Here is a 26,866-nt window from a genome sequence, read left to right as displayed (position 1 = left end):
CGCCCCGGACGGAAGATTCGGGGCCGCCGACAGGACAACGGCGCGCCGGGGTGCGCGCCGTGTCTGGTGGTCAGAACTTAACCGACGCGCGCAACCCGTAAGTCCGCGGCGGTTCGAGGTTGGTCGTCGCGCCGAGCTGCTGGAACGGCGAACTGCTCCCGACCGCGGTAGCCGCGAGAACCGCTTCATTCTCGATATTCTTGATCCAGGCCCCGATGCTCCAACTCTCGTCGGCCGAGTAATAAGTGATCGAGGCATCGGTCTTCGTATAGGACGACTGCCGCCCACCGGGCACATGACTATAGTCGGAGAAGAAGGCACTCTCGAAGCGCGAGTTCACCTGCGCGCGGACATAGCTGCCGCCGGCAAGCTCGAAATCGTGATAATAGCTGCCGCTGATCGTCCAGTCGGGGGCATATTGCAGCTGCAACCCGTTGAAGTTTGCGCTGCCGTCAGGGAGAAGGAAGCGCTTATTGCGGGCGTGGAGATAGCCGACATTGAGGCTGAGCTGATCGTTCGGCGTGACCTTGAAAAGAATGTCGAGCTGGTTGCCATAAATCTCGACCTTTTGGGCATTGAATGTCTGGGTGGTGTTCAGCACCGAATTATAGGCCGACGCGAACAGGTCGGAATAATCATAGTAGAAGAATTCGTTATTGATCTGGAGTCGGTTATCGAGCGAGCGAGTCTTGATGCCGGCCGTATAGGCGAGCAGTTTCGCGGGCTGGATCGCGTTCGTCACGCCCGGGCGGTCCCGATAGGTGTTGAAGGTGCCCGGCTGATAGCCTGACTGGATCGCCGCATAGAGGTTGATATCGGGGTTCACTTCATACTGCACCGCCGCCTTGAAATCGGCGTGGTTGAAGTTGCGATCATAGCTGTATGGTACGCCAACGACGAAATCGCTACCCTCGAAGCCGGTGTAGGAGCCGCTGCCGAGACGGTCGTCCCAGCTGACGCGGCCGCCGAGGGTGAAGCTCAGCGCGTCGGTGGCGTTAATTTTCGCCTCGCCGAAGATCGCATAGCCCTTCAGCCGGTTCGCATCGACGTCGGACACCGGGAAGCCCGCGACATTGAAGGTGCCCGAGGTCGTGACGCGATAGGCATAGAGGCCGGCGAGATATTCCACCGGTCCGACATCGCCCGCGATGCGCAGTTCCTGCGTCCACTGACGGGCGCGGTCATATTTGTCGGTCTGATACGCGCCGAAGAAATAATCGACGTTCACATGGGCGCGCATATAGGAGGGAATGTAGGTCAGCGTCGCATTGCCGAGATCGATCGTGAGCTCGGCTCCGGCAAGAAAGGTCTCGCCCGAGGTCGGGAGCGCGCGCGGTGCAACCGGCGGCGGCAGGTTGGGGTTGGCGGGAAGTGCCAGCATGGCCGGGGTGCGGGTGTCGTCCCAGGGACTCGGGCGCAGGAAGCGCCCCGGCGCATAGGCGCCCGTGACCGGATCGACGCCGACCGTCACCGGGTTCGTTGAGTCGCCGCTGCGCTTCACATATTGGCCCCAGATGTAGAGGTCGACATTATCGCTGGGCTTATAGTCGAGCGAGAGGCGGCCGGCGAAGTCATCAGCCGAGCTTGCGCCCGACTTCTGGTAGCCGTCGCGGTAGGTATAATCGGCGGCGAGGCGGACCGCGAGTTCGGGGGTGGCGGCGAAGTTGACCATCGCCGAGCCATGGACGAGCGAATAATTCCCGACCTCGGCGAGCACCGCGCCCTCGTTGCTGTTGGTTGGACGCGCAAAGGTCGCGTTGACGATGCCGCCGAGCGAGCCACGACCGTAGAGCGTGCCCTGCGGCCCGGGCAGAACCTCGACGCCCTGCATGTCGAAGAAGGGCATCGCCGACACTTCGCGCGGGACATAGATGCCGTTGAAATTCAGCGATGTCGGCGACTCGATATTGGGAAGGTCGATCGTCGAACCCACGCCGCGCAGATAGATTTCGGTCGCGGCGTTCTGCGGCTGGAACCGGACCGACGGAACGAGGTTCTGAACCCCGCGGATGTCGACGACGCCCTGCGCCACGAGCGTATCGCCGCTGACCGAGGTGATTGCGGCTGGCGTATCCTGAAGGTTGCCGGTCGTCTTCGTCGCGGTAACCACGATGTCGGTAAGGCCCGTGTCGGTCGTCTGCCCGGCATCGGGCGCGTCCTGGGCATGGGCGGCGGTCACCATTGCGGCGGCGAGACCGATCGCGGTCGATACGCGAAGCAACGAATTTGGAGTCGGATATGCCCTCATTTCATCTCTCCCTGAGCAGTTCTTATATAGCTTTATATAGTAGTAACTCCTCTTTCTTGGCAAGAACTTTTATATAACAGCTATTTATCTAGACAACAGATTGATAAATATCGTTATATTTCCTATTGAACGCCAAAAATATAGCCCGGATTGCCGATTTCTCGGTGCAAGCGCCGAATCGACTCGCGCCCAATCGTCGACGGCTGCCACCCGTTGTTCGAAAGCCCGCGTCCAAGCCATTCTCACGCCGCTTGACTCCGACGTAGATAGTTTCATATAAAATTTGTTGGGAGGAAGGATGGCGCTGATGATCACGGGCCCGAAAGCCTTGGCCGCGGCGCATATTTCCCCGGATTGCGTGTCCGAGTCTCCCGGAAACAGACCCTGTCTCAAGGGATCATTGCGAGGAGGATGACATGGCGAAGATTTTGATTCTCTACTATTCGACCTATGGCCATATCGAGGTGATGGCGAACGCCGTGGCCGAGGGCGCGCGCGCCGCGGGCGGTGAGGTCGCGCTCAAACGGGTTCCCGAAACCGTACCCGAAGAGATTGCGCGCGGCGCCTATTTCAAGCTCGACCAGGATGCGCCGCTTTGCACCGTCGAGGAACTGCCCGGCTATGACGCGATCATTTTCGGCTTTCCAACCCGCTACGGTCGCCTGCCCGCGCAGATGGCGGCCTTCCTCGATCAAACCGGGCCGCTCTGGATGCGCAATGCCTTCGTCGGCAAGGTCGGCTCCGTGTTCACAGCTACCGCGACGCAGCACGGGGGTCAGGAAACGACCCTGATCTCGACGGTCGCGAGCCTTATGCATCTCGGGATGGTCGTCGTCGGGCTGCCCTACAGCTTCGAGGGACAAACCACGATCGACGAAATGGCCGGCGCCTCACCTTATGGCGCGACCACCATCACGGGCGGCCAGGGCCAGCGGATGCCGTCGGACATCGAGCTCGCCGGCGCGCGCTTCCAAGGCGAACTCGTCGCCCGTACCGCTGCGAAGCTTGCCGGTTGACGCAATATTCGCCGGCCGCGAGGCCGGCGGATGCGGGGTCTGGCCGCGCGCTTGGGAATGGCGCGCGGTCAGGCCTTCCCGCCGCATCATTCGCAGCCGAGAAGGAGGATGAGGTCATGTATATCCTGTCGCACAGCGTCGAGGTGAACCCGGCCGGTTCGCTGCCCCCGCTTACGGTCGAGCAGGTCTGGGCCGGGCTGGTCCTCAAGGCCGAGAATGCCCTTCCCTTTGTCCCGAGTATGCAGCGCTGCGATCTCATCGAACGACACGCCAGGGGCCTGCGCCGGTCGATCACCGTCGGCGGGCAGGACTTCGACGAGGACATCCTCTTCTTTCCTCCGCGCATGGTCCGCTTCGACAGGGTCGGGAGCGAGGATTTCATTCTCAACACCATCAGCGATTCAGCGTCCGGTCTCCTTCTGAGCTTCACCTTCGCCATGTCCTTCCCCGGAGTGGCGGACGGCTCGCCCGAAGAGCAGGCGCGCGGCGATGCGATGCGGGAAGCTTATGTCGGTGCCGTCTCCGCGACGCTCGCGAAAGTACGCGCGATGGTCCAGGCCGGGGACATCTGACGTGGCGGGCAGCAACGGCCCCGATGTCTCGGCCGGCTTGAGCGCACCCCCGTTCCGGCCCGTCCGCGCCTGGTCGTCGGTCGGCATCCTTCTCATTTTCTCGCTTCTGTCGATCCTCGACCGACAGATTATCTCGCTGCAGGTCGACCCCATTCGCAGGAGTCTTGGTCTCAGCGATACCGAACTCGGTCTCCTGCAAGGGTTCGCTTTCGCACTTCTCTATGCCTTGGCGGGTCTGCCGCTCGGCTGGGCGATCGATCGTTATCCGCGGCGGACCCTGCTGCACGTCGGCATCACTTTCTGGTCACTGAGCGCCGCCGCGACGGGGCTCGCGCGCAGCTTCTGGCAAATGTTTGCGGCACGCACGAGTGTGGGCATCGGGGAGGCGGTGCTCGCTCCTGCTGCGCTTTCGCTCATCAGCGATCTATTCCCTAAAGACCGCGTGGCAACGCCGCTGGGCGTCTATTCGGCAGGATTCTATCTCGGATCGGGAGCGGCGCTCGCGATCGGCGCCTCCGTCGTCGCGCATTTTTCAGGAATGGAGCGGATCGTGCTGCCGCTAATCGGCGAGGTAGAGCCGTGGCAGGCCGTCTTCATCGTCACCGGGCTACCCGGCGTGATTATCGCCTTTCTCGCCTATCTGCTCTACGACCCGCGCCGGCCTCCGCGATCCGCCTCGGGCGGCGCGCCCGGGCCCGCCTTCCTTCCCTTTATTCGCGCGAACCGTACCATCCTCGCCCTTTCCTTTGGGGGCTTCGGGCTTTCAAGCTTCGTCGCTTACGCGATTGGAGCCTGGGCACCGACCTACTATATGCGCATTCACGGGATGGGGGCGGCCGACATCGGGCCTCGATACGGCCTCATCCTCGCTCTCGCCGCACCGGGCGCAATCCTCGGCGGACTGTTGACCGACAGCTTGTTCCGGCACGGAGAGAAAGGATCCAACTATGTCGTTGCGGGCCTCGCGACCCTCGCCGCCGCCCCCTTCCTCATTCTCGCCTTCACCGCGTCCTCTGCGGCCAATTCGATGGTGCTGCTCGGAGTTGGGATGCTGTTCTATGGCTTTACCGCGCCTGGACCCTATTCGACCTTTAACCGGCTTGCGCCGCCTGAACTGCGTGGCCGGCTGATGGCGTGTTTCATCCTGTTCCACGCGCTCGTCGGCGCCGGTCTCGCTCCGGTCGTGGTGGGACTGGTGACCGACCGCGTCTTCGGTGACGAAAGCGCAGTCGGCCATTCGCTGGTCACCGTGCTCAGCGCCGCGCTTCCGTTGATGGCAGCATTTCTCTATCTCTGTTGGCGCCATGTGCGCAGGCCGCCGGCGGCGCCGTCTCCCGGCGTCCGCCAAGGCGACCCTCTGGCCGCGCATATCTGGGCGAACTTCTAGGCAAATCGCAGGCGACGCGTTCGGCGCGCGCCGCTCAAGCAACGGCGCGCGCCATCTGCTCCTCGCGAATGAGCCGTGCCAGAATCCGGCGCGCCTGCAGCGCCGCGCGGTCCCCCTTGTTGATAACAGGGTTCATCGCAAGAATATCCCAGGCGTCGCCCATGCTCGCTTGCACCGCCTCGATCATTCTTTTGTCCTGGAGGAAGGCATAGGTCTGCGCCTTGGCCCAGAAAGCGAGGATCGAGCGATCATTCCGGCGATAGGATTGCGCCGTGCCGTAAAAATAATGAGTGCTCGTCGCGGTTTCGGGCGTGAGCCCGTCGAGACTCATGATCTGCAAGCCGCCGCGGCGTTCGCCGCCTACAGGCATCACCCCGACATCGAGCATCATGTTCGATCCTGCTTCCCAGTGCATGTCCATCCAGAAATCGACATCACCCTGCGCCCACTCGTCGTTAACGATCGCGGCCCACCCGGGGACGAGCGGCGATGCCGGGCTCAGCCATTGGTCGATGATGCCGCGATCGGTGGTTTTGGTATTATGTACCATGTCCGAGGCGCGATCCGAGCTGCCGAGCACATCGCCATGAACAAAGTTGATGTGGGAGAGGTCAAACAGATTGTCGAGGAGCAGGAGATAATTGCCTCCGACATGCATATATTGAAGGTCGATGTCCCAATCAGGGTGGTTATAATACCAATAGTCCGGGATCGCCGCTTCGTCTGCGAGCGTGGGTTCTCCGGGCCAGAACCAGATGAGACCGTGCCGTTCGCACACTGGATAGCTCCGCACGCAGGCGTGCGGCGCTATCGCCTCACCGGGCTGGGTCGGGTTGGAAACGCAGCGGCCGCTGCGGTCGAACTCCATGCCATGATAAGCGCAGGCGATCGTATCCTTACCCATCCGGCCCATCGAAAGCGGAGCGAAGCGGTGCGGGCAGCGATCCTCAAGCGCCGCGATCGCGCCGTCATGAGTGCGGAACATGACGATGGGTTCATCTAGCAACTTGCGTGCCAAAGGTTCGAAACGGGTCACCTCGCGTGCTAGCGCTCCCACATACCAGCAATTGCGCAGAAACATGCTCCCGATCCTTTCAGTGCCGCCGGACGCGACTTTTTGGCCGCGCCCGGCGACCTCCCCCTTTAGAAGTTGAAGCCCAGGCGAACGCCGTAGGTGCGCGGCGCTTCGAGATAAGCGGTGGCGGGTCCCGGAATACCGGCAAAAGCGGTCGCCGCGATCACCGGTTCGTTGGTAATATTCTTGATCCAGGCTCCAAGATTCCACCGGCCCGAATTTGAGAAATAGGTGAGGCTCGCATTGAGCTTCACATAGGGTTTCTGGCGGGTACCGGGATTGTGGAGAAAGTCCGCGAAAAAGGCGCTCTCGTAGCGTCCGTCGCCCTGGATACGCAGATAGCCGTTCGACCCGATGTCGATGTCGCGTGAATAATCGGCGGCGATTGTCCAGTCGGCCGCATAGGCCGGTGACAGACCGTCGAAATTCTGTCCGTCAGGGGTCGTGAAATCCTTGTTGCGGGCGTGATTGTAGGAGATGTTGAGCGACAGCAGGTCGGCCGGGGTCGGCTTGAACTTCAGGTCGGCCTGGATGCCGTAGATCTCCACCTTCTCGGCATTGAAGATCGGGTTGAACAATTTGCTCTGATCGAATGCCTGGATGTAGAGATCGCGATAATCATAATAATAGGCCTCGAGATTGAGCTGGAGTCGATCATCGAGGAACCGGTTCTTGAGGCCCGCGGTGAAGGACGAAAGCTTCGCCGGCTTAACGAGATTATCGTTCCCGGGTGTCGCCGGGAAGGGATTATAGGTGCCCGGCGTATAGCCCGTCTGATAGGTCAGATAGGCCATGTTGGAGGGCGAGAGGTCAACCTCCCCACCGAGCTTGAAATCAAAGCGCTTGAACTTGCGGTCGAAGCTGTAGGGTTGCAACAAGAAGGACGTGCCGGTCGCCTCGGCATGGTCGGAACTGTAACGACCGCCAGCGATCAGGCGAAGCGTGTCGGAGACCGAAAGGGTCGCCTGTCCGAATGCGGCAACGCCTTCCTTGATGCCCTTGTCGTTATTGAAGAAAATGCCCTCGAACGGGGTTCCGGGAAGAACGCGCACGTCCTGCACGACCGACATATGGTAATAATATAGACCCGCGATCCATTTGAGACGGTCGGTGTCGCCGCTCAATCGGAGTTCGTGCGTGGTCTGTTCATAGGCAATATCATAGTGCGCGGGAACGCCGCCGAGCCAATAGCCGTAATCGAGCTTCAAATCGAGATAGGAGGGGATGTAGGTCAGCGTCGTCGTGTCGCCGAGGTCCACGTTGATTTCGGCACCTGCCACATAATTGCGGTAATCGAGATCCTCTGCCTGAGGTTGACCGAAAGGCGCGAATGGCGCGAGCGTTCCGGTACGCGTATCGTTCCACGGATTGTCTTGCAGGAAAGCATTCTCGCTGTAGGCGCCAGTTGCGGGATCGAAACCCTTATTGACCAGGTTAGGAGCGGTCCCGTCCTTATCGACGAGATAACCCCACAGATAAACGTTGAAGCCCTTGTTCCCGTCGTAAAGAAGGCCGAGGCGCACCGCGAGGTCATCCTTCGCCTCGGCACCCGAGGTGAGGTAGCCGCTCGTATGGGTGTAATCCACGCCTAGCCGCGCCGCGAGACTTTCGCCGAGCGGTACATTCGCTACCGCCGTCCCGTGGACGAGGTCGTAATTGCCGGCCTCGATCACACCCGAGAATTCGGTTGCCTGCTTCGGTTTCACGAAACCCACATTGACGGTGCCGCCGACGGCGTTGCGGCCGTAAAGCGTCCCTTGCGGGCCAGGCAGCACCTCGATGCGCTCGATGTCGAAAAAGGGCGCGCTAGTTCCCTCGCGCGGGATGTAGACGCCGTTGAAGTTGAACGAGACCACCTGCTCGACATTTGCGAAGTCAAGGTTCGAGCCGACACCGCGCAGGAAGACCTGGGTCGACTGGCCTTCCTGCTGGAAGCGGGCCGACGGCACCAGCGCCTGAACGGCGCGAAGGTCGGTGATCCCCTTCTCGACGAGCAGTTCGCCCGACACTGCTGTGACCGCCGCGGCGGTGCGCTGCAGATTCTCCTCGCGCTTGTTAGCGGTGACGACGATATCGCCCAGTCCGCTGTCATCGCTGGCGGCCGCTTGGCCGCTCGCTTCCTGCGCCATTGCAGTGCCAGACGCGAGCGCGGTCAGGCTCGCAGCCACGACAAAATACTTCCGGATTGCCATCGGTTCCTCCTCCCAGTTCGACGCCGACCTCCTTCATTATCGAGGATGGTTCAGCCTTGCTTCGCACGTCCGGCGCTTAGCTTATGGCCCGCGAGATCATGAGTCTTCGACTCCGGACCGCGCCTCATTTTCCATTTATATAAATGTTTCTTGAACTCCGCAAGCATGTTTATATAGAGGAAGACCGACCACCGGCCGGGCCGGCGAAAGGAGAGGTACGAAATGGAAAAAACGCTCGCAGGCAAGACCATCCTCGTGACCGGCGCCGCCAGCGGCATTGGCCGGGCCAGCGCCATCCGCATCGCCGAGGCCGGCGCCCATGTCGTGGTCAGCGATATCGCGGAAACCGGCGCGACCGTCGCCGCCGAGATCGAGGCATCGGGCGGCGCCGCGAGCTTCGCGCGCGCCGACGTCGGCGCCGAGGCGGACGTGGCCCGGCTAATCGAAGAGATCGTCACTGTTCACGGACGGATTGATGGCGCCTTCAACAATGCAGGCATCGTGCAATGCGGCAAGCAGCTGCACGAGCTTTCGACCGACGAGTGGGACCGGGCGATCCGGATCGATCTCAGCGGGGTCTTCTGGTGCATCAAATATCAGGTCATCGCTATGCTCGCCTCTGGCGGCGGCTCGATCGTCAACACCGCCTCATCGCTCGGAGCCGTCGCAATTCCCAATGCGGCCGAATATGTTGCCGCCAAACATGGCGTGATGGGTCTCACGCGTGCTGCTGCAGCCGACTATGGCGCGGCAGGTATACGCGTGAATGCGATTCTTCCCGGTATCATCCAGACGCCCGTGATCGAGGAGCTCTCGCAAAACCCCCAGTTCGCCGCCTTTTTGGAAAAGCTGCGCGACCGTCATCCGATCGGACGATTTGGCGAGCCGCGCGAAATCGGCGAGGCGGCGGCTTGGCTGCTATCGGGCAGTGCTTCCTTCGTCAACGGTGCGGGCATCGCTGTAGACGGCGGCTATCTCGCTATCTGAGCCGCACCCGGGTCCGGCTGTTACCGTTTCATGTGAGCTTCACTCCCCGCTCACTAACGTGCTCCGATCCTTCATGGCCTTTACCCATGGCTTTACTTGCCGTGCGATCTGCAGAGCATTTTGCGATTTCGAGCCCGAGCCAATTCCCGTCATCGAGCGCACTCTTCGGCGGCTATCCTTCCGAGCGACACGCCCGGACGCAGGACTCTGCAGCCCGAGACCAGAGATGACGCCGCCGCTCGCTAATCCTGGATGATCGACACCTGCTCGATCGAGCAGTCGCATTTCTCTGGTCCGGTGAAATCATCCTCCGCCCGCCGCCCGACATATCCGGGCGCTGCGGAAATCCGTCGTCTCGCGGAGGGCATTTCCGCCCTAGCCGAGACATGGCCATCAACAGCGAGAAGCAATTCGACGGTCTCGTCACCGATGGCACGGAAAGACACGGAAATGCTGTGCCTTCCCGGCTGCAACGGCGTGGCCGCCTTGACGATGCGCCGCTCGGCTGACCGGCCGGTCGGATCATAAACGAAGACAGGCCGCCCCGCCTCCAGTTTGAGTGCGTATCCGCTGAAAGAGGTCCCGAAGGACAAGATCGGCCCCTTGTCGGCTGCGCCACGGTTTTCGATGTCCGCAACAATATGAGAACCGGCCCCGAGCTGCGGCCATGAGCCATAATCGTAGCGTGTATCGCCTTCGGTGAACGCGACCATCTTTGCAGCCGGCCCGAGGCGACGTGACGCTGTCGCTCAGCGGCAACTGGTATCACCGTTCGCCGATCAACTTTCGCATTTCGCACAATCCGAAGACCTATATCGGCACGAACGACATCTTCGGAGCCTCGATCGGACTCAATGTCGGCGACCGCTACCGCTTTTCGCTCTTCTGCAAGAATTGCAACGACAAACGCGTGCCGACCTTCGTCTACGAATATCCGCTCGACGCGCTGCAGGGCGCCAATTCCGTGATCCAGGTCTTTGGTTTCAATTCGGTCCGGACGATCGGCCTGACCGCTGCGGCGGAATTTTAATCTCCCTAACCGGGCGTGACCGGCAACGGTCGCGCCCGTATTTTTTTTGGGGAACTCGCTCAAGATCTTGCCGGCTCGGTCTTCGAGGCAATTCCGCTTTCGGGTGGGAGCGTCAGGCTTCGATTTCTGAGCGGATATAGCGATCGATATTTTCTGCCATCCGCTTGAGCACCGATCGGCACATCTCGATCTCGCGCTGCGGAATTCCGAGCTTTGCCAATATATTGCCTTCTGCGGCGTAGGGAATGATCTCATTAGCCAAGGCCCGTCCCTTCGATGTGAGCGCGACGAAGACCTGGCGCCGGTCGATCGTATCTGGCGTGCGCGTGATGAGGCCTTCCTCCTCCATGCCCTTCAGCACGGCGACCGTCGTCGTGGCCGTGACATTCGTCGCCTTGCTTAGATCTTTTTGGGTGACATTGTCTTTCTGCTCCAAGGCCCGCAGATAATACCACCAGCTGACCTTCACCTCATGGTCCGCAAGCTTGGACTCAAGATATCGCGAAAAGCCCAGATGCATGCGGCGGACCTGAAAGGCGACGCTTTCCTCTGGAGACGGTGTGGCTTTGTTCAATGGTTCGGCCTTTGCTTTCATCCTGTTCGGCGGCTCGTCCGACCGCGGCCGCTCTTCGAAGGCACAGCCGCTTCGCGCGCTGGGCACGCATGCAGCGTGCATCGGAATAATATCTATATAAAACTAAATGGGGTCGGTCTAGCTCGCTGCACCGCGATCGGCGACCCTGTCTCCGATTGGCAGCGCCGTCTTGTAGATGACCGGGCGGAGTGCGAAACTCGTGGTGAGCTGCGATACGCCTGGAATCTTGGTGAGCTTGCGCCGGAGAAATTCCTCGAAGGCATGCAGATCCTTCACGATTACCCGAAGCTGATAATCGGCGTCGCCGGTCATGAGATAGCACTCCATGACCTCGGGAAAGGCGGCGACGGCCTCCTCGAAGATGGACAGCCTGAGATCGTCCTGCTGGTCGAGCCGCACGCGGACAAAGGCGGTAACGCCGAGATTGACGCGCGTCGGCTCGATCAGCGCGACATATCGCGTGATGACGCCGTCGGCCTCCAGTTGCTTGACGCGGCGCAGGCAAGGGCTTGGCGACAGGCCAATCCGGTCGGACAGCTGTTGGTTGGTCATGCGGCCGTCATTTTGCAACTCGGCCAGAATGCGCGAATCCATTTGATCGAGGGGCATAGTTGGCAGATTCTTTCCGCTTGTTTGATTATCAGTGCATCTTATGCCAAAAATCATCCTATATAAACATTAATCCGCAAGGACATGCTACCGTCTGTCGGCCTAAGAAGGTGCCTTCAATCTGGGGACGGAAATGACCGAATTGGCTCTCACGGAGCGGCGCGATCTCATCGGCGCGCTCGACCTGATCGACACGCGGCTCCTGTGGCTGTCGTCGTGGATGATCCACAATGCGAACAATATCCGGCCGAAGCGCGACGGACTCAAAGTCGGCGGGCATCAAGCGAGCTGCGCTTCGATGACCGCGATCATGGCGGCGCTCTATTTCCACGCGCTGCGGCCGCACGATAAGGTGGCGGTGAAGCCGCATGCAGGCCCCGTGCTGCACGCGATCCACTATCTGATCTGGTGACACGCCTCGAAGAGGAGACCCGGATCGGCAAAGGCGGGACCCTGGCGGCGCAGCTGTCGCGGCTCGATCTGATCGTGCTCGACGAGCTTGGATATCTGCCGTTCGCACGCTCGGGAGGGCAGTTGCTGTTCCACCTCATCAGCAAGCTTTATGAGCGCACCAGCGTCATCATCACCACCAACCTTGCCTTCGGCGAGTGGCCTACCGTCTTCGGGGATCCCAAGATGACTACGGCGCTGCTCGACCGCGTCACCCACCACTGCGATATCATCGAGACGGGCAACGACAGCTGGCGCTTCAAAAACCGCAGCTGACCGCTACCTTCGGCGCCTTCAAAAATCTATCTTGCGCTGCGCGCGCCTCCGGTCGGGCTACGCCCGCCCTCCGCCGCACGCAGCGCAAGGCCATCTTCAACAAACCAACATCATATCCGAAAAAGGGGGTCCCTCTTCTGAACACGATGACGTAATTGCTGCCGTTGTTCTCATTTGGGCGCGACAGCTGCAGGATGCGAGAAATCATCGTAACGGAGGAGCATCGCCATGAAGCACTATGTCGGACTGGACGTATCGCAAAAGGAAACGTCGATTTGCATCGTCGATGAGGCAGGACGGCCCATACACCAGGGCCGGGTGAAATCCGATCCGGGCGTGCTGGCGGCGGTCATCGCCAAGAAAGCTCCCAATGCCGAACGCGTCGGCCTCGAGACGGGCGCCATGTCGAGTTGGCTCTGGCATGAACTCAAGCGCACCGGTTTGCCCGTGGTCTGCATCGATGCGCGTCACGCCCATGCGGCCCTGTCCGTTCGCATGAACAAGAGCGACGAGAATGATGCTCGCGGTTTGGCGGAACTCGTCCGGGTCGGCTGGTATCGGGAGGTTGCCGTCAAGAGTGAAGAAAGCCAGACCGCGCGATCCATCCTCGTGTGTCGATCCCGATTGGTACGGGTCCGGCGCGACCTCGAAAACCAGATGCGGTCTATGCTGAAGGAATGCGGTCTGCTCTTTCCACGCGCTGCCGGCGGGCAATTCCAACGGCGGGTCAACGACCTCATCGCCGATGGCCATGCTCTCGGCCCCATTCTTCGGCCGCTGCTATCCGTGCACCAACAGACTTGTAGCGAACTGGAAAAGATCGACCGAACAATCCGCGACCTTGCGCGAGAGGATGAAACGACGCGGCGGCTCATGACCGTGCCGGGCATTGGCGTCGTCACGGCCCTGACATATCGTCACACGATCGACGATCCAACCCGTTTCCAGAATGCGGCAAAGGTTGGCGCTTATCTCGGACTTACGCCCCGCCGAAAGCAATCGGGTGAAATGGACGTCACGGGAAAAATCTCGCGCTGGGGCGACCGGTTGTTACGCGCCTATCTGTTCGAGGCGGCCAGCGTGCTGCTCCATCGAACCAAGCGGTGGTGCTCGCTCAAGGCGTGGGGGCTGCGGCTTGCGAAGCGAAGTGGCATGAAGAAGGCGCAGGTCGCGGTCGCCCGAAAGCTCGCCATCATCCTTCATTGTATCTGGGTGGATGGAACCGAGTTCGAGTGGGGGAAGCAGCCTGCCTGACCGTCATACCCACCCTGAGATTGCAGGCCTGACGCCAGACCTGTGATGATCCACCGGGACGGTGGTTGCGGTGACCTCGTTCAAACGGCTGCGGACTTCCAGGACCGCGTTGCGCACGTTGAGGCATCCGACCCGGACATCATCATGAGGCATGACCTCGAAAAGGACCATGACCCCGGTTCGGATCAATATGCAGGCTTGACAGATACCCGCAATTAAAGGGCCGTTTGACAGCTTGCAGAAGGCCTCGACCGCCGCCTCTACGGAGTATGGCCCGAAGCCACGCATCGCGAACGCGCCATGTTCCAGAAGTTGAAAGAGGCGTACACGAAGGCAAGGTATTCAAAACATTACCGGGTCAGCGAAGAGGAACTCACTTGGCTCGGTGAGCGGGTCGAGGAACTCGGCCGCGTGGTCCATCAGGTTTGCTCGGACAAGATTGCCGAGCTTGAGGCGGCGGCGCGCCGATAGGCGCTCGGTCCGTGCCGCTTGCCGGGACTCCCGGATTCTGGCATAATCGTCAGCACGGAATGGAACGACTGGCGGCCATTCCGGGGATCATCCTGCCAGGCATCATGTAGGTCCGGCCGCGTGTCGGACGGTTGCTGATAGCCGCTCTGGCGGCACCACAGCGAACACCGCTTGCCCATCCGCGTGAAATCGCGCGGACCGCCGTGGTGCGAGCTGCAAATGTCTATCCCACAATCCAACGACGTATACGCGCGCGATGTCGTAATGGCGCGCGTCGGCCATCTTATCCGGCGCAAGCAGCACGAAATCGAGCGCATTACTCGCGTCCTGCGCGGCCTGTTCGACCCCTCGCAGGTTCAGGCGACCGAGCCCGGACGCATCAAGCGCATCATCCTCATCGGACCCTATGCACGGCGATCCTGGTCCGAAGACAGCCGGACGATCGAATTTTCCGATTATGAATTCTGGGTCGTCGTCAATCATCCGCTCTTCACCGAAGAACGCTGCTGGCAGCGGGCTCGGGCGAGGATCGACCGCGAGCTTGGCAATCGCTGTGCCGTTGATGTCGGGATTTACTCGAAGTCCAACATCCGCACCGCAAAGGCCGAGCGCGACACTTTCATTCTCGATCGGATCGAGGGCGGGATCACCCTCTATCGAGCGTCGCGCGATGCGCCGCTGCCTATCGGTGAGCGCCGGGGAGACCGGCCATGACCGCCGCAGGACCCTACCCCACGTTCGACGCCTTCTACCGGGCGCAGCACGATCGCTTGTTCCACTTCTTCCGGCGTAAGGTCGGGCGAGAGGAAGCTCCGGACCTCGTGCAGGAGGCATTTACCTGTGTCCTGCGAAGCGGGGCTTTCGATAGGCTCGAAAATCCCAACGGCTATTTGACGCGGACGGCTCGCAATCTGGTGATCAACCGGGCGCGGACATGGCACCGGAAGGGATGCATGCTTTACCCTCTCGATGAAGCGCGCGATGCCCCCCTCCCTCCAGAACAGGAATGAAAGATCGAAGGCCGGGAGCTGCGTGCGGCATATCGGCGCGCACTACTTGCCCTGCCGCGGCGGACACGGCGGATATTTCTAATGCACCGATTGAAGGGCATGTCGTATCGCCAAATCGGAGAGCAGCTCGCCATCGGAGGCAAAGGTGTGGAATATCATATGATGCGCGCGCTAGCTCGGTGCCGGAGAGCTGGAGCGCGACTTCAGTAACTGAGCTCCATGCGATTGTCGGCTCTGCGCCTGATGTCGGCCGATCGGACCGCGACGGCACGATGTCCGAAGGCGGCCGCTCCAGTCGGCCATTTGCGGCCTCTATTTACGACTAATGGGCGCGGAAGCGAGCTGTCATTCGCTCCAAACCGCGCAGGCTGGTGATCGTTGCGAACTCGGGATTTTCGATCTGGATGTCCGAAACATGGCGGAGCATCGCCTCGAGGATGGCGCTCATTTCCAATCGCGCGAGGTGCATGCCAAGGCAGCTATGTCGCCCGAAGCCGAAGGCGAGTTGTCGCCCGACACTCGGTCGATGGATGTTCATCGTTTCGGCGTCGTTGCCCCAATAGCGCTCGTCACGATTGGCGGAGGCGTAGAGGAGCAGGACGCGCGAGTTCGCCGGAACGGTGGTGTCGTCGAACTGGACGTCTTGTGTCGAAAAGCGGGTGAAACCCCTAATCGGAGATTCGAGACGAAGGGTTTCGTTCACAGCAGCCGATACCAGTTCGGGGTTTTGCTTCAGTGTGCGCCATTGCGTGGGATTTGCGCCGAGCAGGCGGATCATGCTGCCAATACCGAAGTAGGTAGAATCGAGCGCCGGCCCGATGAGATCCACCAGCATCTTGCCTGCCTGTTCGCGGTCGATTTCGCCTTCGCGAACCATTGAGAAGATCCGGTCGGCCCAGCTTCCCAGCTTGACTCTCGCTGGATCGACCGACTGAACATATTCAAACATCGCCTGACAGTCGGCCAGCGCGCTTCGTGAAAATTCGTTGAGAGGTCCGACGAGTTGGAAGATGGCGGCGGACCACGCCATCATATTCTCACGGCCCTCGGGCGGCAGGCCGACAAGCTCCGCGACGATCGTCAGCGGCAGATAGGCGGCGAGGTCGGCCATGGCTTCGAATTCTTCTTGGCCGGAAAGGCGGCGGACGAGTTCATCAGCCTCCCTCCGCACGAAGGCACGCAGAGGGTCGAGCGATTTGGGGAGTAGCGGCGCGGCCTCACGCTCGCGGATCGCCATGTGCGCTGGGCCGTCCGATGTAATGATTGAGTCGGTCAGCATTGCGTTCATTTCATCGCTCACCGCGATACCGCGCCCCGAGATGAAGGTCGTCGCGTCCGAGAGTGCGCTCTTGACACCATCGAAGCGGCCGATGGCGAAAAGGTTATGCTGGGGGAGCCATACGGCTCCCCCGATATCTCTTATCGCTCGGTAATGTGGATAGGGGTGACGAATTCCATCGAGGGAGAAAATATCCTCCGTATAGGAGGGGGCTGATCCCGCCGCCGCGGCGCACACGTCACGTTTCCTTTCAATAGCGATAGGTGACCGAGGCACCGAACCAGCGCGGCCGGTCGATCGTGTCGACGGTGTTGCCGGTCACGGTCGTGAAATCGACCCGGGTCGAAACAATCGTTTCGTCCGTGAAATTATTCGCGAATGCCGCGATCGTCCAATGCCGGCCAGGCAACTCATAGCTGATCCGCGCATCGAACCGGTGGTAGGCGCCGATGCGTTGATCGGGGAAGTCGATCGCGCTGATCGAGCGCTTGCCGACATAGACGCCGTTCAACTGAAGGGCCAGTTCGTCATCGCCCGAAATGGGAAATGCGTATCGCATTTCGCCATTCAGTGACCATTTCGGGGCGTCGGGAACCTGGAAATCGGCAAAGGTTCCGCTCGGAAGCGGCACATTCTTCTGCTTGGTGTCGAGATAGGTGCCCGCGAGGTTGAACGAAAGCCCTTCCGCGGGGCGAACGCCGACCGAAAGCTCCGCGCCCTTGATTGTCGCATCGACGTTCAGGACGCGCAGTCCGCCGTCGGTGCTGACAGAATAGGACTGATAGTCGTTGTAGTCATAATAGAAGACCGATCCGTCGAAGCTGAAGACGCGGTCGGCGGTGACCGCCTTGATTCCCGCTTCATAGTTGACCAGCGTCTCGGCCTTGAACTCGACCGCGGAGAGCGGGTAGAATTCTGCCGCGCCCGAATTGAAGCCGCCGCCCTTGGTGCCGCGCGTGACGCCGGCGTAGAGCATGACGTCGCTGTTCGGCTTGTATTGGAGCACCGCACGGCCCGACCAACTGTCCTTGCTGAGCTTGCCGTCGAAGGTGCGGTTGAACGCCAGCGCGCCGGGAAAGACCACCGAACCTAGAATGTCGCACAGTCCCGGCGGCGCGAGCGGATTTGAAATGCAGGTCGAGTCATTGTGCATCCGCTTCTTGTCGTGAATGCCGCGCGCACCGAGGCTCAGTGAAAGCTTGGGCGTGATCTCCCAGTCGACCTGCCCGAACAGCGCATAGGATTTGGTGTTTTGCTGATAGGCGGCGGGAAGGCGGATACCGAAAGCGGGGTGATTGTAGAGGTCGGTGACGTTGGTTATGTCGTGATCGATGTCGAGGTAATAAAGACCCGCGACCCAGCGCACCCCTCCCGTGTCGCCGTTAAGGCGCAGTTCTTGCGAGAATTGCTGAGACGATTTGACATGAATTTCATAGTTGAAGATCGGAGCGGGGGTTGCGTCGATGTCGCTGACATAATCGTTGGACAGATGCTGGTAGTCGGTGATCGAGGTCAACGTCATATTGTCCGACAGCGCCCATTCGCCGGTGCCCGTGAAGCCGTAATAGCTCTGATTGAAGCGAACTTCCGGGCTGTAGGAACCACGAAAGCGGTTGGGCTGACTTGTAAAGCAACTCCCGTTAAGCTCCGAGCCGGGCGGCGGCGCGACGCCGCCGGTCAGCGGCGCACAGAAGGCCGAATATTCAGCATAGTTCGCCGGGCTTCGGATGACGCCGGTCGAATCTTGGATGAACGGCGTCGGCGCAATGCCCGCACCAGGACTGTCGAAGAAGCGCCAGCCCCGCGCCGACACGAGATAGGAGAAATTGTCCGAGGGTTTGAACAGGATCTGGAGGCGGCCGGCGAGGCTGTCGTTGGCATTGAGCGCCGGGCCGGTGTTGTTCTTGATATAGCCGTCGGACCGCGTGTAGTTGACCGAGGCGCGGGCCGAGACGCCTTCGCCGAGCGGGCCGCCGACGGCGCCCTCCAGCTTCAGTTCATTGTAGCTGCCATATTGCGCGGTCGCATAGGCATCGAAGCTGTCGGTGGGGCGGCGCGTCACCATATTGATGAGGCCACCGGTCGCGTTGCGGCCGAAGAGGGTTCCTTGCGGGCCTTTCAGAACCTCGATGCGTTCGACATCGAAGATCGGCTGGGCGATTGCGGGAATGAAACTGACGTATGCGCCATCGAGGAACAGCGCGACTGCCCCCTCATTGTGGACGTTGATGTCGCGCTGTCCGACGCCGCGTAGGCTCAGCGCCGAGACTGCGGCGTTGCCCGGCTGCGTGACGCGGAAGCTCGGTACATAGGCGGTCAGGTCCTGAACGTCGCGCGCCGCCATGGTTTCGAGACGGTCGCCGCCGAATGCGGTGATGTTGATCGGCACGTCGCGCAGATTCTCCGACCGCTTCTGGGCGGTGACAACGATATCGTCCGAATCAGAAGGCTCCTGGGCCGCTACGGGCTCCGGCGGTGGCCCATCCTGAGCGAATGCCGGACTTGCAATCACGGCGATCGCGGACGTCGCAAGCAGAATTGAAGTCGTTCGGTATGTGAATCGCCGCATGGCGTTTGCCCTCCTCTTCCAATGTGCCGGACGCCACGCCCGTCATGGGTCGCGAGCCGATCTTTAACTGATAGAGATATCAGATACGCTTTCACTATCAGTTGTCAATGTGATTCAGGTTTGGCGGCCCCCTTTTCTGATGAAACCCCCAGAATTGATGACCATTTGGCAAGCGGGCCGCGTCGCCCTATGTTGGGTTTTGAAGTGCCGAGAATGGGAGTTTCGAATTTGACGTCGATCAAAGGGGCCGCAAAAGCGAAGGTAAGCGATTCGGCAGCGAAGCCGACGCGGGGACGTCGATCACGCGAAGCGACGCGGCAGAAGCTCATCGACGCGGCGTTGCGCGTCATGGCCGAAAAGGGTGTCGATGGAACCGCGATCAACGACATCACTGAAGCCGCCGACGTCGGCTTTGGCTCCTTCTACAATCATTTTGGCTCGAAGGCTGAAATCGCTCAGGCGGTCTTCGACATTCATGCCGATGAACTCGGTGAGATCACCAAGTTCATCGGACAGCGCGAAGAGGATCGTGCTGTCGCTGTTGCCTATATCCAGAAGACCTTCCTGACCAAGGCCGTCGCCGATCCGGTTTGGGGCTGGTTCATTGTCCACGCGGCGGTCGGCCTTCCTGAGCTCTGGCGAGTATTCGCTGAGCAGGGGACCGGCCATATCCGCGAGGGGACGACCTCGGGACGCTTCACTATCGGGTGCGATCAGACCGCGATGCGTATCATTCTCGCCGCGCTGATGGCGACAATGCGTGAGCTTCTGGAGGGGACGGCAAAGGCCGGCGCCACCGGAGAGACGATCGAATGCCTTCTACGGATGCTGGGTGTGCCCGGCGAGGAAGCGCGCAAATTGTCGCGCCGAAAACTCCCGGCCTATGTATCGGACCTCTTTCAGTCTGACGATCAGGCGGCCGCTTCCGACGCATAGGGTGCCGGCCGACAGTAGGCCCGGTCGAAATAGATGAGACTATCCGGCGCAGCCGACAGGCTGACTTCGTCGACCTCGCAAAACATCACGTGATGCGAGCCGACGTCGATAGTGCGCGCGATACGCGTCGCGAGGCTAGCAATAGCGCCCTCCAGCATCGGCAGCCCGCATTCGCTCGCCGCCCAGCGGCCCGACTCGAAGCGCTCGTCGTGCTCCTTGCCGCCTGCAAAAGATGCCGACACGAGCTGCTGATCGCCCGCGAGCACATTTACGCAAAGGCGGCCGTTCGCCGTGAACGTCGGCGCCTGTCGACTCGTTCGATTCATGCAGATGAGCAAGGTCGGCGGCGAGTCGGTGACGCTGCACACCGCTGAGGCGGTAAAGCCGCCGCGTCCAGCCGGGCCATCGGTCGTGATCACGCAAACGCTGCTTGCAAGCCGCGCCATCGCATTACGGAACATCTGGGAATCGCACATCATAGCCTCCTCTCAGTCGTTGGCGGGGATCGGTTCAAACCCCGTTGACAACCCATATATGATGATACTATCAGTTTCGATAGACAAGTCAGAAAATGCACTGAAGCCGCTCACCGGCGGATTTACGAGAGAGGAAATGCTATGAAATTCGGCGTCTTCGACCATGTCGACTGCAGCAATGTCTCGCTTGCCGAGCATCTCGAGAATCGCCTCAAGATCGCCGAGGTCTATGACCGCTGCGGCATTCACGGCTATCATGTGGCGGAGCATCACTCGACGCCGCTTGGATTTGCTCCTTCGCCGGGAATCCTCCTTTCGGCCGTGGCGCAGCGCACCAGCCGCCTGAAACTTGGGCCGCTCGTCTATCTGCTGCCGCTCTACGAGCCGCTTCGTCTGATCGAGGAAGTTGCGATGCTCGATTCGATGTCGAGCGGGCGTTTCATGCTCGGCGTCGGTCGCGGCGTGTCGCCGCTCGAACTCAAATTCTTCAACGTCGATGCCGCCAAGTCGCAAGCAATGTATATCGAAGCGCTCGAATGCATGATGCGCGGCTTTCGCGACGACACCCTCAATTTCGAGGGCGAATACTACAGCTATAAGGACGTGCCGATGCGGGTTAAGCCCGTGCAGAAGCCGCACCCCGAACTCTGGTACGGCGTCCTCAGCCCCGACAGCGCTGAATGGGCTGCCGACAATAATGTCAACATCGTCACCCTGGCGCTGGACGCCGACGCCCGCCGGATCACCGACCGCTATCGTGCCGAATGGGCGAAGCTTGGAAAATCGGCCGACTCGATCCCGCTCATGGGCGTCAGCCGGCACGTCGTCGTCGCCGACACCGACGAAGAGGCCAAGGCGATCGCCCGCCGCGCCTATCTGCACTGGATTGACAGCTTCGATCGGCTCTGGGTGGAGAATGGTACCACCGTTCGCAAGGCGGTGCCGCCGGTCGCCGCGCTTTACCCCGAAACCTGGGACGGGCTGGAAGCGGTCGGCAACGGCATCGCGGGGTCGCCCGAGACGGTTCGCAAATTCGTCCTCGAGGAAGCCGAGCGGACGGGGATCAACTATCTCGTCTCCTGGTTCGCATTCGGCGACATGAGTGTCGCCGAAGTCACCAATTCGGTGGAACTCTTCTCAAGCGAGGTCATGCCCGCTTTCGACCGGGCGCCGGACGCCCGGAAGCTCGCGGTCGGCTGAGCCCATGTCCTCGCTCGGTTCACGCGATCGGGACCTGCTCGCTGCACCCGTTCCGGTTCTGGCTTCGGTTGACCTCCCCGGCGGCGCCCGGATCTTCTTCCGCGAGAAGGGGCCGGCGCATGGCGATCCGGTCTTCTTCCTCCACGGACTCGGGTCGCATTCGGCCGCGTGGCGCGGCGTGATCGCCGCGCTGCCGGGGCATCTTCGTGCAATCGCATGGGATGCCCCGGGGTTCGGGGGCAGCGCGCCGCTCGCAGGCGCGTCGCCATTGGCGGCCGGCTATGCTCGCCATCTGCTCGCATTTGCCGACCGGCTTGGCATCGACCATTTCCACCTCGTCGGAAGTTCGTGGGGTGCGATGATCGCGGCGGCCGTCGCGGCCGAGGCACCGGCAAGGGTCGGTTCGCTTGTGCTGCTCGTGCCGAATGCGGGCCTCGGCGCCGTCCCCGAGCCTGCCCGCAGTGAAGCGCTGGCCGTCCTTGCCGGGCCGGAGCTGGTGCTGGAGGCGGCGCCCGCGGCGGTTGCCGCGATGCTGACGGCGCCGGGGTCCGACCCGCTGGTTACGATGCTTGCCGGGACCATCAAGGATCATGCGACGCGCGAGGGGTACGCCCAGGCGGTCGCGATGCTCGGCGCGACCGATACGATTGCGGTCGCGCGGAGAATATCGGCGCCGACGCTGGTTCTCGCGGGACGCGAGGACCGGCTTGCGCCGCCCGAGCAGCACAGCATCCCCGTTTCGCAGGCGATCCCGGGAAGCCGCTTCGAAATGCTGCCTGACTGCGGCCATCTTCTGAAGATCGAGGCCCCCGAGCGGGTGGCTTCGTTGATCGAGGCGCATTTCGAAACGGCACAGAGGAGGCAGTCATGATCGTCAGCCTAGCAAAGGACGGGACCGTCACGCTCGAAAGCCCGGAGAATTTTCGCGGCTTCCATGTCGCGTCGGCGATCGACCGCGTGCGGCATGCCGACGCCGCCGGCGCATTGTCGGCGATGAAGATGGTGCTCGATGGCGATCAAGTATGGGTGCCGCTTGCCTGGCTCGAAGCGCAGGGCGCGCCGTTCGGCGAGCCGTGGCGCGCCGATTTTGACGGCATGATCGCCTATGCCCGCAAGATGGGCTGGGTCGATGACGACCGGGGTGCGGTGCGCGCCCATGTCGAGTGGCCGGACGATGTTTGAATTGGTGCTGCCCGATGCGGGTCTCCGCTTCGGCTGCCGTCCGGGGCAGAGCATCCTTGAGGCGCTACGGAGTGTCCATCATGTCGCGATCGGCGCCGGTTGCCACAATGGCGGCTGCGGTGTGTGCAAAATACGCATCGTCGCGGGCGCCGTCGAAAGCGGGCCGATGAGCGCCGCGCATGTGACGCGCGAGGAGCGTGACACCGGGCTGGTGCTCGCGTGCCGCGCCTATCCCGTTGGGGACTGCGCGATCGAGGTCGTCGGCAAGGTGCCGCGCCGTCTCGTGCGAAAATATGGCTTTCTGCTGAACTGAGGAGCGGGCGTGCGGCTCGCCGAAGGAGAGGAACTATGGGCGTGATGCGGCTAGGCCATGTGGCCCTGAAGGTGATGTCGGTCGAGGCGGCGATCGATCACTACACCAATGTCCTGGGAATGATCGTCACCGATCGCGGCGAGGATGGCTCGGTCTTCCTCAAGGGCTGGGATGAATGGGACAAATATTCGCTGCTGCTGAAGCCTTCGGACGAAGCCGGGGTGGAGCATATCGCCTTCAAGGTTGCCGCCGACTCCGATCTCGACAGCCTCGGGGGCCGCATCGTCGATTATGGCATTTCCATCCAGGAGGTCGCGGCTGGAGGGTTGCCTTTTTGCGGCCGGGCGCTGAGTTTCAACCTGCCGAGTGGTCACCGAACTTATCTTTATGCCGAGAAGCAATTCGTCGGCAAAGCCGTCGGCGACCGCAACCCCGACCCGTGGCCTGACGGCCTCATCGGCGCCGGGGTGCACTGGCTCGATCATGTCATGCTCATCGCTGAGGTCGACCCGGCCGCCGGAGTCAACAAGGTCGCGGACAGCGTCGATTTCCTGAAGATCGCGCTCGATTTCGGTTTGGGTGAGCAGGTGATGGCAGGGCCCGATGGCGACGTGCAGGTTGCTGCCTGGATGTTCCGGACTTCGACCCCGCATGACATCGCCTTCGGCGCGGGATCACGGCCCGGCCTTCACCATATTTCCTTCTTCCTCGACGAATGGAACGACGTCCTCAAGGCGGCCGATATCCTCGCGAAGCGGCGGGTAAGGGTCGATGTCACGCCGCAGCGTCACGGCATCACTCGCGGATCGACGACCTATTTCTTCGACCCCTCGGGCAACCGCAACGAGATGTTCGCGGGGCTCGGCTACCTCACCCAGCCCGACATGCCGGTCATCACCTGGACCGAGGAAGAGCTGTGGCGCGGCATTTTCTATCATACCGGCGCTGAGATCGGCGATTTTCTGGGAGTCTATACATGAGCCGGGAGCGTTTGCATGAAAGCGTAGCTCGCCGCCTGCGCGACGCCTATGCGGAAGGGGCCGTCCAGCCGCTGCGCGATGCGCTGGAGCCGACCGATGCCGAAGGCGCCTATGCGGTGCAGACGATCAACACGCGCTTCTGGGAGGCGCAGGGCCGCCGGATCGTCGGGCGCAAGGCGGGACTGACCGCGAAGGCGGTACAGCAGCAGCTCGGCGTCGACCAGCCCGATTTCGGCGTGCTCTTCGACGACATGCAGGTTGCTGACGGCGGCCGTCTCGACTCAACGCGGGCAATTCAGCCCAAGGCAGAAGCCGAGATTGCCTTCATTCTTGCCGCCGACCTGCCCGATGCCGACACCAGCGTCGAACAGGTCGCGGCGGCGGTGGCGTCGGTCCACGCCGCGATCGAGATCGTCGACAGCCGCATCGCCGACTGGAAGATCAGCTTCGCCGATACGGTAGCCGACAATGGCTCGTCGGCCTTCTTCGTGCTGGCGCGCGAGGGAAAGCCTCTCGCCGGGCTCGACCTCGAAGGCGCGGCGATGGAAATGCGGTTTAACGGCGAGACGGTTTCAACGGGCGTCGGCGCCGCGGCGCTCGGTAACCCGCTCAACGCCGCGGCATGGCTGGCGCGAACGCTCGCTGCTCGCGGCGAACCGCTTCGGGCGGGCGACATCCTGCTGGCTGGGGCGTTGGGTCCGATGGCTGCGCTAACTCCGGGCGATTATGTCCACGCGAAAGTCGCTGGAATCGGCGCTTGCAGCTTTACCTATAGGGATTGAGACGATGGCGAAAACGAAAGTTGCGGTCATCGGGTCGGGCAACATTGGCACCGACCTGATGATCAAGATCATGCGGCTGTCAGAGGTGTTGGAGATGGGTGCCTTTGTCGGCATCGATCCCGAAAGCGACGGGCTCAAACGCGCCGAACGGCTGGGGGTGCCGATCACCGCCGACGGGCTCGACGGGCTCGTCGCAATGCCCGGCTTTGCCGATATCGCGATCGTTTTCGATGCGACCTCTGCGGGCGCACACAAGCGGCACAGCGAAGTGCTGATCGCGCACGGGAAGCGCGTCGTCGACCTGACACCGGCGGCGATCGGTCCCTATACGATCCCGCCGGTCAACGGCGACGCCAATCTCGACGCCGCGAACGTCAATATGGTGACCTGCGGCGGGCAGGCGACGATCCCGATCGTCGCGGCGGTGAACCGCGTCGCGAAGGTGCATTATGGCGAGATCGTCGCCTCGATCGCTTCGAAAAGCGCCGGCCCCGGCACCCGCGCGAACATCGACGAGTTCACCGAAACGACGAGCGAGGCGATCGTTAAGGTCGGCGGCGCGACGCGCGGCAAGGCGATCATCGTGCTCAATCCCGCCGAACCGCCGCTGATCATGCGCGACACCGTCTATTGTCTCTGCGACGACGCCGACCGCGACGCGATTGCGCAGAGCGTCGAGGATATGGTCGCCGAGGTGCAGGCCTATGTCCCCGGCTACCGTCTCAAACAGGCGGTGCAATTCGAAAGCATCGGCAGCAACGCACCCTTGCGCATCCCCGAAATGGGCGGCAGCTTCACGGGCCTCAAGGTCAGTGTCTTCCTCGAGGTCGAGGGCGCGGCGCATTATCTTCCGGCCTATGCCGGCAATCTCGACATCATGACCTCGGCGGCGCTGAAGACCGCCGAGAAGATCGCGCTCCGCATGAACGAAGGAGTCGCCGCATGAGCTTCGACCCGACGACCACCAAGCTCTACATCCAGGACGTCACGCTGCGCGACGGCATGCACGCGATCCGCCACCAGTACGGCCTCGATCATGTGCAGGCGATCGCCCGCGCCCTCGACCGGGCGAAGGTTGACGCGATCGAGGTCGCGCACGGCGATGGATTGCAGGGATCGAGCTTCAACTACGGCTTCGGCGCCCACACCGACTGGGAGTGGATCGGCGCGGTCGCCGAGGTGCTCGAGCATAGCGTGCTGACCACCTTGCTGCTCCCCGGTATCGGTACGGTTCACGACCTCAAGCGCGCCTATGATCTCGGCGTGCGTTCGGTGCGCATCGCGACGCATTGCACCGAGGCCGATGTGTCGAAGCAGCATATCGAGGCCGCGCGGAACCTGGGCATGGACGTGTCGGGCTTCCTGATGATGAGCCATATGTCCGAGCCCGACGCGCTTGCGAGCCAAGCCCTGCTCATGGAAAGCTATGGCGCGCACTGCGTCTATGTCACCGACAGCGGCGGCGCGATGACGATGGATCAATATGCCGCGCGCTGCCAGGCCTATGACCGGGTTCTCAAACCTGAAACGCAGCGCGGCGTGCATGCCCACCACAACCTCAGCCTCGGCGTCGCGAACAGCATCGTTGCGGTCCAGAACGGTGCGGTCCGCGTCGATGCCAGCCTTGCCGGTATGGGCGCGGGCGCGGGCAATGCCCCGCTCGAAGTGTTCATTGCCGCCGCCGACGTTCACGGCTGGAACCATGGATGCGACCTCTATGCGCTGATGGATGCCGCCGAGGACCTCGTCCGCCCACTGCAGGACCGCCCGGTGCGCGTCGACCGTGAGACGCTGATGCTGGGATACGCGGGGGTCTACTCCAGCTTCCTCCGCCATGCCGAAAAGGCGGCGGCCGAGCACGGCCTCAACACCCACGCCATCCTGGTCGAACTCGGACGCCGCAAGATGGTCGGCGGGCAGGAGGATATGATCGTCGACGTCGCGCTCGACATGCTTCGCAACCGTGACCTTGCCTGA

The 26,866-nt window shown here is 61.7% G+C and carries 27 protein-coding genes and 3 pseudogenes; 21 read left to right on the top strand and 9 right to left on the bottom strand.

Translation table 11 applies throughout. The features are described 5' to 3' along the window. Window positions 1-70: 70 nt before the first annotated feature. Window positions 71-2,248, bottom strand: coding sequence for a TonB-dependent receptor (locus tag ACVENA_RS20620; protein WP_449326856.1), 2,178 nt, complete (start codon window positions 2,246-2,248; stop codon window positions 71-73). Between the two features lie 416 nt (window positions 2,249-2,664). On the opposite strand from ACVENA_RS20620, the gene wrbA reads away from it, so the two are divergent. From wrbA to ACVENA_RS20605, 3 genes are all read left to right on the top strand, one after another. Further along, on the top strand, window positions 2,665-3,264 hold the full coding sequence (gene wrbA, locus ACVENA_RS20615) for an NAD(P)H:quinone oxidoreductase (RefSeq protein WP_449326855.1): 600 nt from the start codon (window positions 2,665-2,667) through the stop codon (window positions 3,262-3,264). A gap of 116 nt (window positions 3,265-3,380) precedes the next feature. After that, window positions 3,381-3,836 carry an SRPBCC family protein gene (locus tag ACVENA_RS20610; RefSeq protein WP_449326854.1) on the top strand — a complete coding sequence of 152 codons (456 nt, stop codon included), beginning with the start codon at window positions 3,381-3,383 and terminating at the stop codon, window positions 3,834-3,836. Window position 3,837: 1 nt separating this feature from the next. Next, window positions 3,838-5,223, top strand: coding sequence for a spinster family MFS transporter (locus tag ACVENA_RS20605; RefSeq protein WP_449326853.1), 1,386 nt, complete (start codon window positions 3,838-3,840; stop codon window positions 5,221-5,223). 34 nt (window positions 5,224-5,257) lie between these two features. Here ACVENA_RS20605 and ACVENA_RS20600 read toward each other — a convergent pair whose 3' ends face one another. Together ACVENA_RS20600 and ACVENA_RS20595 are read right to left on the bottom strand one after the other, a co-directional pair. Continuing rightward, window positions 5,258-6,304 carry a Rieske 2Fe-2S domain-containing protein gene (locus tag ACVENA_RS20600; RefSeq protein WP_449326852.1) on the bottom strand — a complete coding sequence of 349 codons (1,047 nt, stop codon included), beginning with the start codon at window positions 6,302-6,304 and terminating at the stop codon, window positions 5,258-5,260. A 62-nt stretch (window positions 6,305-6,366) separates the two neighbouring features. Beyond that, window positions 6,367-8,490 (bottom strand): TonB-dependent receptor, encoded by a 2,124-nt coding sequence (locus ACVENA_RS20595; protein WP_449326851.1) that lies wholly within the window; start codon window positions 8,488-8,490, stop codon window positions 6,367-6,369. A 222-nt stretch (window positions 8,491-8,712) separates the two neighbouring features. Between ACVENA_RS20595 and ACVENA_RS20590 the strand changes: the two genes are divergently transcribed. Beyond that, the gene (locus ACVENA_RS20590; RefSeq protein WP_449326850.1) at window positions 8,713-9,477 is read left to right on the top strand and encodes an SDR family NAD(P)-dependent oxidoreductase; all 765 of its coding nucleotides are present in this window, start codon (window positions 8,713-8,715) and stop codon (window positions 9,475-9,477) included. Between the two features lie 242 nt (window positions 9,478-9,719). On the opposite strand, the gene ACVENA_RS20585 is transcribed toward ACVENA_RS20590, so the two are convergent. After that, window positions 9,720-10,190, bottom strand: coding sequence for a hypothetical protein (locus tag ACVENA_RS20585; protein ID WP_449326849.1), 471 nt, complete (start codon window positions 10,188-10,190; stop codon window positions 9,720-9,722). 2 nt (window positions 10,191-10,192) lie between these two features. On the opposite strand from ACVENA_RS20585, the gene ACVENA_RS20580 reads away from it, so the two are divergent. After that, window positions 10,193-10,507, top strand: coding sequence for a hypothetical protein (locus ACVENA_RS20580; protein ID WP_449326848.1), 315 nt, complete (start codon window positions 10,193-10,195; stop codon window positions 10,505-10,507). Window positions 10,508-10,619: 112 nt separating this feature from the next. Here ACVENA_RS20580 and ACVENA_RS20575 read toward each other — a convergent pair whose 3' ends face one another. Beyond that, window positions 10,620-11,102, bottom strand: a complete 483-nt coding sequence (locus tag ACVENA_RS20575) for a MarR family winged helix-turn-helix transcriptional regulator (protein WP_449326847.1) — start codon at window positions 11,100-11,102, stop codon at window positions 10,620-10,622. Window positions 11,103-11,219: 117 nt separating this feature from the next. Beyond that, window positions 11,220-11,654 (bottom strand): Lrp/AsnC family transcriptional regulator, encoded by a 435-nt coding sequence (locus ACVENA_RS20570; protein ID WP_449326846.1) that lies wholly within the window; start codon window positions 11,652-11,654, stop codon window positions 11,220-11,222. Window positions 11,655-11,844: 190 nt separating this feature from the next. Here ACVENA_RS20570 and ACVENA_RS20565 point away from each other — a divergent pair. The 7 genes and pseudogenes from ACVENA_RS20565 to ACVENA_RS20535 all read left to right on the top strand — a co-directional run. Further along, window positions 11,845-12,117, top strand: a pseudogene (locus ACVENA_RS20565) (transketolase); the annotation flags it as partial. Beyond that, window positions 12,114-12,437, top strand: a pseudogene (locus tag ACVENA_RS20560) (ATP-binding protein); the annotation flags it as partial. The pseudogenes ACVENA_RS20565 and ACVENA_RS20560, both read left to right, overlap by 4 nt. 228 nt (window positions 12,438-12,665) lie before the next feature. Continuing rightward, window positions 12,666-13,691 (top strand): IS110 family transposase, encoded by a 1,026-nt coding sequence (locus ACVENA_RS20555; RefSeq protein WP_449325887.1) that lies wholly within the window; start codon window positions 12,666-12,668, stop codon window positions 13,689-13,691. Between the two features lie 237 nt (window positions 13,692-13,928). Continuing rightward, window positions 13,929-14,162: pseudogene (locus ACVENA_RS20550) on the top strand (nucleotidyltransferase); the annotation flags it as partial. Between the two features lie 219 nt (window positions 14,163-14,381). Further along, entirely contained in the window at window positions 14,382-14,876 is a 495-nt protein-coding gene (locus tag ACVENA_RS20545) for a hypothetical protein (protein ID WP_449326845.1), read from the top strand. Beyond that, window positions 14,873-15,172, top strand: a complete 300-nt coding sequence (locus ACVENA_RS20540) for an RNA polymerase sigma factor (RefSeq protein ID WP_449326844.1) — start codon at window positions 14,873-14,875, stop codon at window positions 15,170-15,172. Before ACVENA_RS20545 ends, ACVENA_RS20540 begins: the two co-directional genes overlap by 4 nt. An 81-nt stretch (window positions 15,173-15,253) precedes the next feature. Beyond that, entirely contained in the window at window positions 15,254-15,382 is a 129-nt protein-coding gene (locus ACVENA_RS20535) for a sigma factor-like helix-turn-helix DNA-binding protein (RefSeq protein WP_449326843.1), read from the top strand. 112 nt (window positions 15,383-15,494) lie between these two features. Here ACVENA_RS20535 and ACVENA_RS20530 read toward each other — a convergent pair whose 3' ends face one another. Together ACVENA_RS20530 and ACVENA_RS20525 are read right to left on the bottom strand one after the other, a co-directional pair. Beyond that, complete coding sequence (locus ACVENA_RS20530) at window positions 15,495-16,688, bottom strand: cytochrome P450 (RefSeq protein ID WP_449326842.1); 1,194 nt, start codon at window positions 16,686-16,688, stop codon at window positions 15,495-15,497. 13 nt (window positions 16,689-16,701) lie between these two features. Continuing rightward, complete coding sequence (locus tag ACVENA_RS20525) at window positions 16,702-18,840, bottom strand: TonB-dependent receptor (protein ID WP_449326841.1); 2,139 nt, start codon at window positions 18,838-18,840, stop codon at window positions 16,702-16,704. A 345-nt stretch (window positions 18,841-19,185) separates the two neighbouring features. On the opposite strand from ACVENA_RS20525, the gene ACVENA_RS20520 reads away from it, so the two are divergent. Further along, the gene (locus ACVENA_RS20520; RefSeq protein ID WP_449326840.1) at window positions 19,186-19,956 is read left to right on the top strand and encodes a TetR/AcrR family transcriptional regulator; all 771 of its coding nucleotides are present in this window, start codon (window positions 19,186-19,188) and stop codon (window positions 19,954-19,956) included. Here the strand turns inward: ACVENA_RS20520 and ACVENA_RS20515 are convergent. Further along, complete coding sequence (locus ACVENA_RS20515) at window positions 19,932-20,375, bottom strand: flavin reductase (RefSeq protein WP_449326839.1); 444 nt, start codon at window positions 20,373-20,375, stop codon at window positions 19,932-19,934. The genes ACVENA_RS20520 and ACVENA_RS20515 overlap by 25 nt on opposite strands. A 198-nt stretch (window positions 20,376-20,573) precedes the next feature. Between ACVENA_RS20515 and ACVENA_RS20510 the strand changes: the two genes are divergently transcribed. Genes ACVENA_RS20510 through dmpG form a run of 8 tightly spaced genes read left to right on the top strand, consistent with a single transcriptional unit; the run spans window position 20,574 to window position 26,866 of the window. After that, window positions 20,574-21,632 carry an LLM class flavin-dependent oxidoreductase gene (locus ACVENA_RS20510; protein WP_449326838.1) on the top strand — a complete coding sequence of 353 codons (1,059 nt, stop codon included), beginning with the start codon at window positions 20,574-20,576 and terminating at the stop codon, window positions 21,630-21,632. A gap of 4 nt (window positions 21,633-21,636) precedes the next feature. Further along, window positions 21,637-22,503, top strand: a complete 867-nt coding sequence (locus ACVENA_RS20505; protein WP_449326837.1) for an alpha/beta fold hydrolase — start codon at window positions 21,637-21,639, stop codon at window positions 22,501-22,503. Further along, window positions 22,500-22,814 (top strand): hypothetical protein, encoded by a 315-nt coding sequence (locus ACVENA_RS20500; RefSeq protein ID WP_449326836.1) that lies wholly within the window; start codon window positions 22,500-22,502, stop codon window positions 22,812-22,814. Before ACVENA_RS20505 ends, ACVENA_RS20500 begins: the two co-directional genes overlap by 4 nt. Then, the gene (locus ACVENA_RS20495; RefSeq protein WP_449326835.1) at window positions 22,789-23,127 is read left to right on the top strand and encodes a 2Fe-2S iron-sulfur cluster-binding protein; all 339 of its coding nucleotides are present in this window, start codon (window positions 22,789-22,791) and stop codon (window positions 23,125-23,127) included. The genes ACVENA_RS20500 and ACVENA_RS20495 overlap by 26 nt, the downstream gene beginning before the upstream one ends. Before the next feature lie 35 nt (window positions 23,128-23,162). After that, window positions 23,163-24,107: a catechol 2,3-dioxygenase gene (locus tag ACVENA_RS20490; RefSeq protein ID WP_449326834.1), complete on the top strand. Its 945-nt coding sequence runs from the start codon at window positions 23,163-23,165 to the stop codon at window positions 24,105-24,107. Continuing rightward, a complete protein-coding gene (locus tag ACVENA_RS20485; RefSeq protein ID WP_449326833.1) occupies window positions 24,104-24,889 on the top strand; it encodes a 2-keto-4-pentenoate hydratase in 786 nt (261 codons plus the stop codon). Before ACVENA_RS20490 ends, ACVENA_RS20485 begins: the two co-directional genes overlap by 4 nt. Before the next feature lie 4 nt (window positions 24,890-24,893). After that, the gene (locus tag ACVENA_RS20480; protein ID WP_449326832.1) at window positions 24,894-25,835 is read left to right on the top strand and encodes an acetaldehyde dehydrogenase (acetylating); all 942 of its coding nucleotides are present in this window, start codon (window positions 24,894-24,896) and stop codon (window positions 25,833-25,835) included. Continuing rightward, window positions 25,832-26,866, top strand: a complete 1,035-nt coding sequence (gene dmpG / locus ACVENA_RS20475) for a 4-hydroxy-2-oxovalerate aldolase (RefSeq protein WP_449326831.1) — start codon at window positions 25,832-25,834, stop codon at window positions 26,864-26,866. Before ACVENA_RS20480 ends, dmpG begins: the two co-directional genes overlap by 4 nt.

The organism is Sphingopyxis sp. 550A (genome assembly GCF_053569535.1).
Note: the sequence above shows the minus strand (reverse complement) of the source record. Positions and strands in the feature narration are given on the sequence as shown.

Excerpts from the sequence above, each read along its gene's own strand:
- ACVENA_RS20620 (WP_449326856.1), bottom strand. The coding sequence starts at position 2,248 with ATGAGGGCATATCCGACTCCAAATTCGTTGCTTCGCGTATCGACCGCG.
- wrbA (WP_449326855.1), top strand. The coding sequence starts at position 2,665 with ATGGCGAAGATTTTGATTCTCTACTATTCGACCTATGGCCATATCGAG.
- ACVENA_RS20610 (WP_449326854.1), top strand. The coding sequence starts at position 3,381 with ATGTATATCCTGTCGCACAGCGTCGAGGTGAACCCGGCCGGTTCGCTG.
- ACVENA_RS20600 (WP_449326852.1), bottom strand. The coding sequence starts at position 6,304 with ATGTTTCTGCGCAATTGCTGGTATGTGGGAGCGCTAGCACGCGAGGTG.
- ACVENA_RS20595 (WP_449326851.1), bottom strand. The coding sequence starts at position 8,490 with ATGGCAATCCGGAAGTATTTTGTCGTGGCTGCGAGCCTGACCGCGCTC.
- ACVENA_RS20590 (WP_449326850.1), top strand. The coding sequence starts at position 8,713 with ATGGAAAAAACGCTCGCAGGCAAGACCATCCTCGTGACCGGCGCCGCC.
- ACVENA_RS20585 (WP_449326849.1), bottom strand. The coding sequence starts at position 10,190 with ATGGTCGCGTTCACCGAAGGCGATACACGCTACGATTATGGCTCATGG.
- ACVENA_RS20575 (WP_449326847.1), bottom strand. The coding sequence starts at position 11,102 with ATGAAAGCAAAGGCCGAACCATTGAACAAAGCCACACCGTCTCCAGAG.
- ACVENA_RS20570 (WP_449326846.1), bottom strand. The coding sequence starts at position 11,654 with ATGACCAACCAACAGCTGTCCGACCGGATTGGCCTGTCGCCAAGCCCT.
- ACVENA_RS20555 (WP_449325887.1), top strand. The coding sequence starts at position 12,666 with ATGAAGCACTATGTCGGACTGGACGTATCGCAAAAGGAAACGTCGATT.
- ACVENA_RS20545 (WP_449326845.1), top strand. The coding sequence starts at position 14,382 with ATGTCTATCCCACAATCCAACGACGTATACGCGCGCGATGTCGTAATG.
- ACVENA_RS20540 (WP_449326844.1), top strand. The coding sequence starts at position 14,873 with ATGACCGCCGCAGGACCCTACCCCACGTTCGACGCCTTCTACCGGGCG.
- ACVENA_RS20535 (WP_449326843.1), top strand. The coding sequence starts at position 15,254 with ATGCACCGATTGAAGGGCATGTCGTATCGCCAAATCGGAGAGCAGCTC.
- ACVENA_RS20510 (WP_449326838.1), top strand. The coding sequence starts at position 20,574 with ATGAAATTCGGCGTCTTCGACCATGTCGACTGCAGCAATGTCTCGCTT.
- ACVENA_RS20505 (WP_449326837.1), top strand. The coding sequence starts at position 21,637 with ATGTCCTCGCTCGGTTCACGCGATCGGGACCTGCTCGCTGCACCCGTT.
- ACVENA_RS20500 (WP_449326836.1), top strand. The coding sequence starts at position 22,500 with ATGATCGTCAGCCTAGCAAAGGACGGGACCGTCACGCTCGAAAGCCCG.
- ACVENA_RS20495 (WP_449326835.1), top strand. The coding sequence starts at position 22,789 with ATGTCGAGTGGCCGGACGATGTTTGAATTGGTGCTGCCCGATGCGGGT.
- ACVENA_RS20490 (WP_449326834.1), top strand. The coding sequence starts at position 23,163 with ATGGGCGTGATGCGGCTAGGCCATGTGGCCCTGAAGGTGATGTCGGTC.
- ACVENA_RS20485 (WP_449326833.1), top strand. The coding sequence starts at position 24,104 with ATGAGCCGGGAGCGTTTGCATGAAAGCGTAGCTCGCCGCCTGCGCGAC.
- ACVENA_RS20480 (WP_449326832.1), top strand. The coding sequence starts at position 24,894 with ATGGCGAAAACGAAAGTTGCGGTCATCGGGTCGGGCAACATTGGCACC.
- dmpG (WP_449326831.1), top strand. The coding sequence starts at position 25,832 with ATGAGCTTCGACCCGACGACCACCAAGCTCTACATCCAGGACGTCACG.